We start from the raw sequence: 11,025 nt of genomic DNA, 5'->3' as shown, positions 1-11,025 counted from the left end.
ACAGGCTGCTAATACATTGGGCTGTAGACGGTTTGGATGGCTGACGCATGATAACGCCCTAGGGAACTCTACTTATCCTATGCTGCTTCGCCTACAACTTGGCTGTTCTGTCAATGCGTAAGTCCTATATCAACCGGATTGAATGAAAGCTAACTCATTGGCCCCAATTCATCCGGCAGCTCCTCAATCGACCATTGCAATACCCGACACAACGCCTTCACCTGCGGCAGCGTCAGCTTCGCCTCCTTATACCGTCCCGTTTCCCAATTACTGACCGTCTGCATCGACACGTTTACCCCAGCTGCAATATCCCGCTGTTTCAGGCCCAGCTCTTCACGCCGACGCTTCAAGGCCGATTCTTTAGGAGGAGATGGCTCAGTCATCTAAGGCTAGTTTAGAAAAATAATCATAAGCCGCTTGATATTTTTTCATAAGCTGCTTATGATAATGGTGAGTTCACCAGACAGATCCAAGCAGCCAAACGCTTTAGAAAGGCGTTATGGCTAGGGCTGTCTAGCAATTTGCAAACTTAGTCTCTCATCCCGCGATGCACTTGCGCTATGCATCGCTCAGATTTCTGCGTCAAAAATTCTAATCATCATGCAAGAATTCATCCCCTCCACCGAAACCTACACACCACCACCGGCAAGCACCCCCACCCCACAACCAACCCGTGAGCCCGTACTGATTACCATCATCGGTTCCACATTTGCCATTGGCCTCATCATCAAAATCCTCCATCGCCTCGGCTTTGCCGAAGTCGGAGCCTGGAGTAAACCCCAAATCGATCCCACCAGCGGCAAACCCATGCGCGTCCTCAAAAAATGGATTCGGCTTTAGAAATTTGGTTTCTAGGCGTCAGACATACATCCGTAACCGTCCCGCAAATAATGTTGGCTAAGCGGAGTCGTATAGCCCTGTGGGCATGGGCAAGCCTAACGCGAAGCGTCTCGCCAACACTCACAACCAGCGTCTTTTTCGACTCCGCTGGAAACTAAACCTCAAACGTTTCCGTCTTCGCGTATAAATCCGTAGTTACTTCTAGAAAGTAAAACTAAAGGAAACAAGCCATTCTCAGAGGTGCAATGGATCCTAATTTTTGGCGAGGAAAGCGTGTACTACTTACAGGACATACAGGATTTAAGGGCAGCTGGCTGTCTCTTTGGCTACAGCTAGTTGGTGCCGAGCTAGTTGGCTATGCACTTCAACCACCGACAAATCCAAGTTTATTTGAGGTCGCCAATGTCGCCAACGGCATGACGTCTATCATTGGCGACATTGGTGACAGTAAAACACTGCACCAGACTGTTGCTGACTTCCGGCCAGAGATTGTACTTCACATGGCGGCTCAATCTGTTGTGCATACATCCTATGCAGATCCTGTATCGACCTACCACACCAATGTCATGGGAACTGTTCATCTTTTAGAGGCTATTCGACACGTGGGTGGCGTGCGTGCTGTGGTGAATGTGACTACAGATAAATGTTACGAAAATAAAGAGTGGATATGGGGATACCGTGAAGCTGATCCGTTAGGTGGATACGACCCCTATAGTAATAGCAAAGCTTGCTCTGAGCTGGTGACAGAATCGTACCGAAATTCTTTTTTTAATGCTAGTCATTACCTAGACCATGGGGTGGCCATTGCCACAGCCCGTGCTGGGAATGTGATCGCTGGCGGTGATTGGACCCAAAATGGGCTAGTTGCCGATATTGTTCAAGCCCTACTAGAAAAGCGTCCGGTCCTCATTCGTAACCCCCATGCTACCCGCCCTTGGCAACATGTATTAGATGCCCTCAATGGCTACTTAATGTTGGCAGAAAATCTCTATCATAAAGGCCCTGCCTTTGCCGATGCTTGGAATATTGGTCCCTATGCATCGGACATTAAACCGGTGGGTTGGATTGTCGATAAACTCTTATCCTTCTGGGGAAACGGGGCAACCTGGGAACAGGACCAAGCCTACCATCCCCATGAGGCCAATTCCTTAAGCTTAGACTGTGCGAAAGCACGGCTGAAGCTGGGTTGGAGTCCCCAAATTTCCCTAGATCAAGGTTTAGAACAAATTATTACCTGGACTCAGGCTTATCAATCTGGAGCCGATATGCGACAAGTCACCGAAGCTGCAGTTACTCAATTAATGTAAGGCCTCAAAACCTGTTCACACCGCTATTTACTACTTCGAAATTAGAAATAAAAATTAGACCATGAGTCAGCAAACTGCTATTAAAGAAACGATGCCAGCTTCTTCTGAGACCACTCCCCAGTGTCTCTTTTGTGGAACGTCCTTAAACCATACCCTGGTGGATTTAGGCATGTCACCCTTGTGTGAAAGCATCCTCAATGCCGACCAACGCAACCAAATGGAGGCCTTTTATCCTCTACATGTGCGAGTGTGCAGCAACTGTTTTCTCGTGCAGTTAGAAGCCTACGTCAGCCCAGAACATATTTTTACTGAATACGCCTACTTTTCCTCCTACAGTGATACCTGGTTAGCCCAGTGTAAAACCTATGCTGACCAGGTGATTGAGCGGTTTAATCTCACTGAACAAAGTCACGTTGTTGAGCTTGCCAGCAATGATGGATACCTCCTACAGTATTTTGTAGATAAGAAGATTCCGGTGCTCGGTGTGGAGCCCGCAACGAACATCGCGAAGGTGGCCGTTGAAAAAGGAATTCCCACCCTCAATGAGTTTTTTGGACAAGACTGTGCTCAAAAACTAGTACAGCGAGGTAAGCAAGGTGATCTGATTGCTGCCAATAATGTATTGGCCCATGTACCCGATCTAAATGATTTTATTGCTGGCATTAAACTCTTACTCAAACCCGAGGGTGTGTTTACTGGAGAGATTCAGCACCTGATGCGACTGATGGAGTCCAATCAGTTTGATACCATCTATCACGAGCATTTTTTCTATCATACTCTGACTACCCTAGAGACCATCTTTACGGCCCACGGCATGACCATCTTTGACGTAGAAGAGCTGCCCACCCACGGTGGCTCCTTACGCATCTATGCGCGCCACACAAATGACAAGTCTAAGCCCGTGGGCGAGCGTGTATATGACCTGAGGAAGCGAGAAGCAGCGGCTGGTTTTACATCTCTAGAGCGTTACACCCATTTTGATGAACAAGTAAGAGAAACTAAGCGCAAGCTCCTAGACTTTTTGATTAAAACCAAGCGAGAGGGGAAAACAATTGTTGGGTATGGTGCACCTGGCAAGGGGAATACCCTACTCAACTATTGCGGTATCCGCACAGATTTTCTTGACTACACGGTTGATAGAAACCCGTATAAGCATGGCAAGTTCCTGCCGGGCACCCATATTCCCGTTTACCATCCCGATAAAATCAAAGAAACAAAGCCTGATTATGTGCTGATTTTGCCTTGGAATGTGAAGGACGAAATCATGCAGCAAATGAGTGTGATTCGCGAATGGGGCGGAAAATTTGTTGTACCCATTCCTGAAGTCAAGGTCTATCCCTAGCAATGTCTGCACACAACCTGCAATCGCCCACCCCGAACGTATGCCAGAAAGTAGGCCAGGATTATGACTGTGAATCTTGATACAAAGTCAATCGACGGCCTAGGTCAGGAAATGTACAACCTGATAGCTGAGCTGTATCCAATTTGTCGAAGCATCACTGGCAACGGCGTACGACAATCACTCAAAATTCTGCAGCAGCATATCCCTTTAGAGATGCATGAAGTTCCCTCAGGCACCCCTGTGTTTGATTGGACAGTTCCTAAAGAATGGAACATTCGTAATGCGTATATCAAGGATGAAACGGGCAAGAAAATTGTTGATTTTCAAGAATCCAATTTACATATACTCAACTACAGCCTGCCGATTCATCAAAAGATGCCGCTTTCTCAGCTGAAAGAGCATCTGTTCTCAATGCCAGATCGGCCCGACTGGATTCCGTATCGGACATCGTATTACAACGAAACCTGGGGGTTTTGTCTAACGGATCGAACGCTACAGTCTCTACCAGAGGGTGACTATGAAGTCTATATTGACTCTTCATTAGAAGCAGGTTCTCTGACCTATGGCGAGCTATTTTTGCCCGGTCAAACAGAGGATGAAATCTTTTTGTTTTGCCATGAGTGTCACCCATCACTCTGTAACGACAACCTTTCGGGAGTTGCTCTTGTTACCTTTCTGGCAAAATATCTGAGCCAGCAGTCGTTACGCTACTCCTATCGCTTTGTGTTTGCGCCAGCTACCATCGGTGCGATTACTTGGCTAAGTCAGAATGAAAATAAGGTTTCACGCATTAAGCATGGTTTGACCGTAGCGAATGTGGGTGATCCAGGTCATCTAACCTACAAAAAAAGCCGTCGTGGGAATGCAGACATTGATAGGGTTGTTCCCTATGTGCTTAAAGCATCATCCCAAAACTATGAAATTGCCGATTTCTCTCCCTACGGGTACGATGAGCGCCAATTTTGTTCGCCTGGTTTCAATTTACCCGTTGGCAGCCTGACGAGAAGCCAATTTGGCACCTTTCCCGAATATCACACCTCGGCTGACAATTTAGACTTTGTACAGATGTCTGCTTTGGTAAATTCCTTTGAAACGTACCTGAGTGTGATTGATATTTTAGAAAATAATCAAACATACTTGAATACTAACCCCAAATGTGAGCCACAGCTGGGTAAGCGGGGCCTTTACAGCATGTATGGGGGTAAACAAACGGCACCTAGCGATCGCATGGCGATGTTATGGACATTAAATCTCTCCGATGGAGAACATACGCTACTCGATATTGCTGAGCGCTCTAACTTAAACTTTTCAGTGATCAAGCATGCTGCATCTAACCTTGAAAACAGTGGTTTGTTAAAAGTTTGTTCAAGCTCAGGTGATAAGGGATAAGGATTTTAATAAGATTCAGAGATTATATCTGCAGAGGTTGCCATGGAACGCCTGTACGGCATAATCCCTCATTCCTTAGATCCTTTGTAAAAGCTCCAAATATATAGAAAGCTAAGGAGAATTAAAATGAAAGTCGTTCTATTTTGTGGTGGCTTAGGCACCCGGTTAAGAGAATATTCTGAGACGATTCCCAAGCCTATGGTGGAAATTGGCTACCGTCCAATCATTTGGAATTTGATGCGGTATTATGCTCACTTTGGGCACAAAGAGTTCATTTTGTGTCTGGGTTACAAGGGAGACTATATCAAGAATTACTTCCTTAACTATAATGAGTGCCTGTCAAACAACTTTACCCTCTCTAATGGGGGCAAAAATGTGCAACTACACACCACTGATATAGAAGACTGGAAAATCACATTTGTTGATACGGGTCTCAATTTGAATATCGGAGAGCGGCTGGTTGCCGTTAAACCTTATTTAGAAGGCGATGAATATTTTCTAGCCAATTATGCTGACGGACTCAGCGATCTGGATCTAAATTTGTATCTTGAGCATTTCCACCAACAAGATAAGATTGCTAGCTTTTTGGCGGTACAACCGTCGCACTCGTTCCATGTTGTTTCTTTGCATAACGAAGATGGAATTGTAGAAAGTATTCAGTCTGTAGGACATTCAGATTTATGGATCAACGGCGGCTTCTTTGTGCTTAGAAAGGATATATTTGACTACATTTCTCCTGGGGAAGAGCTAGTCCTTGAGCCATTCCAACGGCTGATTCAGCAGCAGCAGCTCATTGCCTACAAAAATCCTGGTTTTTGGGCCTGTATGGATACGCTAAAAGAGAAGATGCTGTTTGACGATATGTATGCAAAAGGTAATACCCCATGGGCTTTATGGGAGTCTAGTCCGGAAATATTGGGAAATAGCGGAAAGGCTGAGGTCAAGAACCTTCCAAATCCTCAGGCAGCTCAAAATACTCTAGCCTCATCGGCAATCTGAGGACTTCGGCTACGCTCAGTCCTCAGAAAACATCAAAACTTAGTGGGTTGGGCGTAGCCGAAACGAACGATATCAAAAGGGTTTATTTTGGGTTATTTACATAACCGTCCCACGAACAAAGTTGGCTGAGCGGAGTCGAAGCCAACTTTCATAACTAGCGTCCCCTAGGCTATGCCCACGACTTCGCTCAGGGGACGCTTACCTATTTACCTACTTATGCAAACACTAATCTGCAATCATCAGGAGCAACCATCATTTCGTAGCATCCTTTGTCTGGGTGCTCACAGTGATGATATCGAAATCGGCTGTGGTGGAACTATCCTGAAATTGATTGAACAATTTCAGGATATTGAGGTTAATTGGGTTGTTTTCTCAGCAACTGGACACAGGCAGGAGGAGGCTTTGGCAAGTGCAAATAGTTTCCTAAAGCATGTAAAGAAAAAGAATATTATCATTCAAGAGTATAGGGAACGATTTTTTCCCTATATTGGCATAGAAATTAAAGAGTTTTTTGATCGGCTAAGCAAAGAATTTTCTCCTGATCTAATCCTCACACACTATCGCAATGATCTACACCAAGATCATCGGTTAATCTCTGAACTGACCTTGAATGGGTTTCGTAATCATATGATATTAGAATATGAGATTCCCAAATATGATGGGGATTTAGGCAATCCCAATTTCTTTGTACACCTTGATGAACCTATCTATCAGCAAAAAATTTTGTATCTAATGCAGCACTTTCAAACCCAGTTTAATAAACAGTGGTTTGATGAAGAAACATTTTCAGCAATTCTGAGACTGCGCGGAATTGAATCAAATGCGCCCCATAAGTATGCAGAAGCCTTTTATTGTCGAAAAGCTGTCTTGCTTTAATTCTATAGAGTCTATTGATGGCCTGGAGTTTCTATATTCCAGCATTACAGATCCCAAATGTTTTCTATCGTGTAGGCTCCCCCTGGAACCTGCCAAAATGCACCATCTATATAACGACGATTTAAGTCGAGGGTTGCCATCGTTTGCATATCCTCTGGAGACAGCACAACATTAGCTGACGCTAAATTTTGGCGAATACGTTCTGGATTGTAGGACTTTGGAATAACTACAGTCCCTCGCTGCATGGCCCAGCTCAGGAGAACCTGGGCAGGGCTGACCCCGTGACGCTTAGCAATGGCAGCAATGGTGGGCTCTTTGAGTAACGTTGGTTCATTGGTCGCCTTGAGACTATCGGCGCGAGTCCCAGATCCCAGGGGTGAATAGGCGGTTACGTGAATATTGTTGGCATGACAAAACTCTAGCATCGATGGCTGTTGCAGATAGGGATGCAGCTCAATCTGGTTCATTTCTGGTTTCAGTCGGGCGTTATCCACCAGGTTTTTTAATTTGGTGATACTAAAATTAGATACGCCTATGTGACGACATAACCCTTTATCCACAAGGGATTCCATTGCTTTCCAGGTGGTTAAAATGGGGAGTGTATCCAGGGAGATCAGCTGCTCTGGTGTTAGGGGGTCTGAGCTTCCCTTTTTCATGGCCACAGGCCAATGGATTAGATATAAGTCTAGATAGTCTAGCTGTAAATTTGAGAGCGTCACCTCTAATGCAGGTTGCACGTTCTCCGGTGCATGGGAATCGTTCCATAGTTTGGAGGTAATCCACATCTCTTCTCGGGTGACAATCCCCTCCTGAAATGACTCTGAAAGGGCACGACCAATTTCGGCTTCATTGCCATAGATGTGGGCACAGTCAATGTGACGATAGCCTGCTGCGATCGCATCTTTAACGGCGTTATAGACATTCCCAGGATCCGATTTCCAGTGACCTAGGCCCAGCCGACGATAGCCCATTGCGATCGCACGCTTAACAGTGTGACGCATATTTCTCGGGGCAGATGTCCATGTACCTAACCCCAACATCGGCATCTGATCGCCGTTGCTAAACCTGACTGTTTTAACCATCTATTGATTTCTAACCGCGTAAACTACTGCCAAACTCGCTTCAGCAAGCCATGGGCATATCAATCGCATCAATATTGCGTGCCAGCTTCTGTAGGGTTTTCTCCCTTGCTATGACAGCTGGGCTAGGTTCTAAATCAAATGCCGCTAATACCTCACGCCAGCGATAGACCCAATCATGCTTGAGCAGAGCATTAACAACATTCCGTCGCCTCATGCGTTCCACCTTCTCAGGCTGTGAATCGAGTTCTTGAATTACTTCCAGCACATTTTGTTCATAAAGATCGGTCTTAACGATGGCATCGTCCCAATCAAAATAGCGGGGAAACATCTTACCGATAGGAGGCATACCAATCAAAACAGTGCCTGCCGCCACACCTTCAAAGTAACGATACCCAATTTCTTGGTCGCCCCCCGTTTCGCTCAGGGCGTTAAACCTAGCATGGACAGCAATGTTGTAACGACTTCTTTGTAAGAGACTGATTAGTTTAGCGCGATGTTCGCGAGGGTTGCCAACTTCTAGAGTCCCGTTGTTAACAGTATCGTAATAATAGAAAAAATTATCGTCTTGTTGAGACCGTTGAAATAATGACTGATGCGTTTCTGCAGGACGACGCCCAACACAACACACATCAATCAGCCGCTGGGGTGGATTTGGATAAGGACAAAATTTAAAGGCATCAAGGGCCGGGGCCAGATACTGACAAGGAAGCCCTGTGACGTCTGAGTAGGTATCGACGCATAGGGCCGTTCCCGTAAAAATATGATCGAAATTCTTAAAGGGTTCGTACGCTAAACGCCAGTCATCAAAATTTAGCTTCCACGTTTCCATAACGTAGCAAGCTTTATGTCGGCATTTATCGCGCCAGTTTTTAACGGATTCTAGCAAATGTAGCTGCCAAGGGTTGTCACATACGACAAACAGCAAGTCATATTCATTTTTTAATACTACTTCAGCTGGGAACGGTGCAATAGAGCTAGCAATGCTGTTGGAACCAGTTGCATATTTAGCGAAGCGGTATATTCTTCTAGCTAGATCGAAGGTTTGTGTAGGAGCATAGAGTTTAGCGCTTTCTAGATTGCAGATGAAGTCTTCAAATTCGTAAAGAACACAGTTAGCTACTTGAAAGCGAAATCCTCGTACGGAGACGACTAAAACACGAAGCTCATTCTCTTTATTTTTAACTGATGCATCAATCAACATAGCGATCTAGATACCCTCAAATGGGGAATATGGAAATGCTTCCGAAGATTTCATGAATATGCTTAAACTACGTATGATCTCTAAGTAATAAACGTTATTGGTTCCAGAGATGTTCCTTACTTTGATAGGAGTTAACCTGAACAGCACCACGATATATGGGCACGGTATGAGCCCAAAAAGGCAAAAACTGGCTCCCAGGAACTTTTTTGGCAAACTTACTTTAATTTTTCCCAAGCCTTAAGATTCAATACCGGCCTATATGAAGGCTTTTACTTGGCTATGGATTTGAGAGCTGCTATGAGGCAGATTGCAGATTAGCGACGCAACTGACCCTCAAAAAACGTATCGATAATGCGCTCATACACTTGGTGTAGCTCATAAATATGAGCAACGGGAATATGTTCACCAATCTGGTGCATCGTGTTATCCAGTGGTCCATACTCCACCGTTACACAGTGGGGTACGAGATAACGCGCATCGGTAATCCCCCCTTCCGTACTCAACCGAGGACGGCGGTTGGCAATCTTTTCCACTGCATCCTGCACTAGAGCCACAAACGGATCCTGGGGATCTGTCCGAAACGCTTCACCACTGACGCGAAAGCGAATGTCATACTCGGTGCCATACTCACGGGCAATGGGCGCAACCGTTTCACGAATCAGCCGCTGTAGCCCGTCTCCGGTTTGTTCGTCATTAAAGCGAATATTAAACCGCAGCTTAACCTCGGCTGGAATCACATTTTCGGCACAGGCTGCCGTCTCAAATTGAGTCATCTCCAAATTAGAGGGCTCAAACCACTCATTGCCCCGATCCAACGACAGATTTTGCAGGGCCGTCACCATAGCCACCGCCGCCGGCACCGGGTTTAGGACATTGCGCTGGTAGGCTACATGGCCCTGTTTTCCCTTGACAGTGATAAACGTGTTGATACTGCCGCGCCGTCCGATGTGAACACAGTCACCCATTTCCAACGGATTGGTTGGTTCCCCGACCACACAGGCATCAATCTTCTCACCCCGCTGTTCTAACCATTGCATTACGGGTTTAGTGCCGTTAATCGCTTCGTGTTCCTCATCGCCTGTGATGATAAAGCTAAACGACCCTGTAAAGCTGTCTTGATGCTTGCCTAACCAGGATGAAACAGCGGCAATAAAACAGCCAATGCCCGCCTTCATATCAACGGTACCGCGACCCCATAGAATGCCGTCGCGGATCTCTCCTTTGTAGGGGTCAATATCTCCCCATCGTTCACGATTTCCTTCGGGTACTACATCTGTATGACCAGCAAATGCTAGATTAGGTCCCTCGGTGCCCAAGCGAGCATAGAGATTGTCCACCTCGTAGCTGCCGGGTTCATTGTGAAATGTCATGCGATGACAGGTAAAACCCAGCTGTTCCAGGTGACGCTGCACCACATTTAGGCCACCTTCTCGGTCGGGGGTAACGCTGGGGCAGCGGATGAGTTCCTGGGTGACTTTGACTGGATCGAAGGCGGCGATATCGAGGGAGGTACTGACGACCATGGTAGTTTTTCTAGAGAGCGCTTAGTAGAGCATTAGAGCATTTTACAGAGCAATTAAACCAGCAATGGTTCAAACCCGCTAAGCTCAGATCTTGCCCTAAGATTGGTCGTGTAGCTGAAGCCCGCGCTGGGTTGAAACTCCAGCGCTAACTGAGGGTTGTCCACTAAAAGGGACAATTTGGTATGGAGGCGCTTTTGAACCCAGGGCGGGTGGTTGCTTCCCCACCTAGTCTGTCGCTAGCTCATCGCTAAATAGTAACCGGCGATTCAACATAGATCGTCGGCTCTTGAATCTTAAACCGCATGTTGTAAGAATCTAGCTCCTTAGCAATCTTTTCACTGGAAAGCTCAAGTAGTCGTTTCCGCAGCTGGATCGAGTCCTCATTAGAACCGAGAATAAAGAATGTTACCCGCGCTTGGGTTTTCTCTGAGTCGTCAGGGTTGTCAGCCCCCACAAAGGACACATT

General features: G+C 46.1%; 10 protein-coding genes and 1 pseudogene. 6 read left to right on the top strand and 5 right to left on the bottom strand.

All coding sequences use genetic code 11. The annotated features are described in order from the left end of the window. Positions 1-149: 149 nt before the first annotated feature. On the bottom strand, positions 150-383 hold the full coding sequence (locus IQ260_RS20075; protein ID WP_193994869.1) for a helix-turn-helix transcriptional regulator: 234 nt from the start codon (positions 381-383) through the stop codon (positions 150-152). A 217-nt stretch (positions 384-600) separates the two neighbouring features. Here IQ260_RS20075 and IQ260_RS20070 point away from each other — a divergent pair, with 217 nt between their 5' ends. The 6 genes from IQ260_RS20070 (at position 601) to IQ260_RS20045 (ending at position 6,753) form a co-directional block, all read left to right on the top strand. Continuing rightward, positions 601-840, top strand: a complete 240-nt coding sequence (locus tag IQ260_RS20070) for a hypothetical protein (protein ID WP_228016291.1) — start codon at positions 601-603, stop codon at positions 838-840. Between the two features lie 245 nt (positions 841-1,085). Further along, a complete protein-coding gene (rfbG, locus tag IQ260_RS20065; RefSeq protein ID WP_193994868.1) occupies positions 1,086-2,147 on the top strand; it encodes a CDP-glucose 4,6-dehydratase in 1,062 nt (353 codons plus the stop codon). A gap of 61 nt (positions 2,148-2,208) precedes the next feature. Continuing rightward, complete coding sequence (locus IQ260_RS20060) at positions 2,209-3,489, top strand: class I SAM-dependent methyltransferase (RefSeq protein WP_193994867.1); 1,281 nt, start codon at positions 2,209-2,211, stop codon at positions 3,487-3,489. A gap of 63 nt (positions 3,490-3,552) precedes the next feature. After that, positions 3,553-4,878, top strand: a complete 1,326-nt coding sequence (locus IQ260_RS20055) for a DUF4910 domain-containing protein (protein WP_193994866.1) — start codon at positions 3,553-3,555, stop codon at positions 4,876-4,878. 126 nt (positions 4,879-5,004) lie between these two features. Continuing rightward, complete coding sequence (locus IQ260_RS20050; RefSeq protein ID WP_193994865.1) at positions 5,005-5,877, top strand: sugar phosphate nucleotidyltransferase; 873 nt, start codon at positions 5,005-5,007, stop codon at positions 5,875-5,877. Positions 5,878-6,048: 171 nt separating this feature from the next. After that, positions 6,049-6,753: a PIG-L deacetylase family protein gene (locus IQ260_RS20045; protein ID WP_228016290.1), complete on the top strand. Its 705-nt coding sequence runs from the start codon at positions 6,049-6,051 to the stop codon at positions 6,751-6,753. Between the two features lie 44 nt (positions 6,754-6,797). On the opposite strand, the gene IQ260_RS20040 is transcribed toward IQ260_RS20045, so the two are convergent. From IQ260_RS20040 to IQ260_RS20025, 4 genes and pseudogenes are all read right to left on the bottom strand, one after another. Continuing rightward, the gene (locus IQ260_RS20040) at positions 6,798-7,835 is read right to left on the bottom strand and encodes an aldo/keto reductase (protein WP_193994864.1); all 1,038 of its coding nucleotides are present in this window, start codon (positions 7,833-7,835) and stop codon (positions 6,798-6,800) included. A gap of 40 nt (positions 7,836-7,875) precedes the next feature. Beyond that, positions 7,876-9,036, bottom strand: a complete 1,161-nt coding sequence (locus tag IQ260_RS20035; protein WP_193994863.1) for a glycosyltransferase — start codon at positions 9,034-9,036, stop codon at positions 7,876-7,878. 314 nt (positions 9,037-9,350) lie between these two features. Next, on the bottom strand, positions 9,351-10,559 hold the full coding sequence (gene dapE, locus IQ260_RS20030) for a succinyl-diaminopimelate desuccinylase (protein WP_193994862.1): 1,209 nt from the start codon (positions 10,557-10,559) through the stop codon (positions 9,351-9,353). 247 nt (positions 10,560-10,806) lie between these two features. Next, positions 10,807-11,025: pseudogene (locus IQ260_RS20025) on the bottom strand (hypothetical protein); the annotation flags it as partial.

This window comes from Leptolyngbya cf. ectocarpi LEGE 11479, assembly GCF_015207065.1.
In the GTDB taxonomy this organism is placed as follows: Bacteria; Cyanobacteriota; Cyanobacteriia; order Phormidesmidales; family Phormidesmidaceae; genus Leptothoe; species Leptothoe ectocarpi.
This window is presented reverse-complemented; position numbering and strand designations above follow the sequence as displayed.

Coding starts and splice junctions, on each gene's coding strand:
- IQ260_RS20075 (WP_193994869.1), bottom strand. CDS start 383: ATGACTGAGCCATCTCCTCCTAAAGAATCGGCCTTGAAGCGTCGGCGT.
- rfbG (WP_193994868.1), top strand. CDS start 1,086: ATGGATCCTAATTTTTGGCGAGGAAAGCGTGTACTACTTACAGGACAT.
- dapE (WP_193994862.1), bottom strand. CDS start 10,559: ATGGTCGTCAGTACCTCCCTCGATATCGCCGCCTTCGATCCAGTCAAA.
- IQ260_RS20055 (WP_193994866.1), top strand. CDS start 3,553: ATGACTGTGAATCTTGATACAAAGTCAATCGACGGCCTAGGTCAGGAA.
- IQ260_RS20050 (WP_193994865.1), top strand. CDS start 5,005: ATGAAAGTCGTTCTATTTTGTGGTGGCTTAGGCACCCGGTTAAGAGAA.
- IQ260_RS20070 (WP_228016291.1), top strand. CDS start 601: ATGCAAGAATTCATCCCCTCCACCGAAACCTACACACCACCACCGGCA.
- IQ260_RS20060 (WP_193994867.1), top strand. CDS start 2,209: ATGAGTCAGCAAACTGCTATTAAAGAAACGATGCCAGCTTCTTCTGAG.
- IQ260_RS20045 (WP_228016290.1), top strand. CDS start 6,049: ATGCCCACGACTTCGCTCAGGGGACGCTTACCTATTTACCTACTTATG.
- IQ260_RS20035 (WP_193994863.1), bottom strand. CDS start 9,036: ATGTTGATTGATGCATCAGTTAAAAATAAAGAGAATGAGCTTCGTGTT.
- IQ260_RS20040 (WP_193994864.1), bottom strand. CDS start 7,835: ATGGTTAAAACAGTCAGGTTTAGCAACGGCGATCAGATGCCGATGTTG.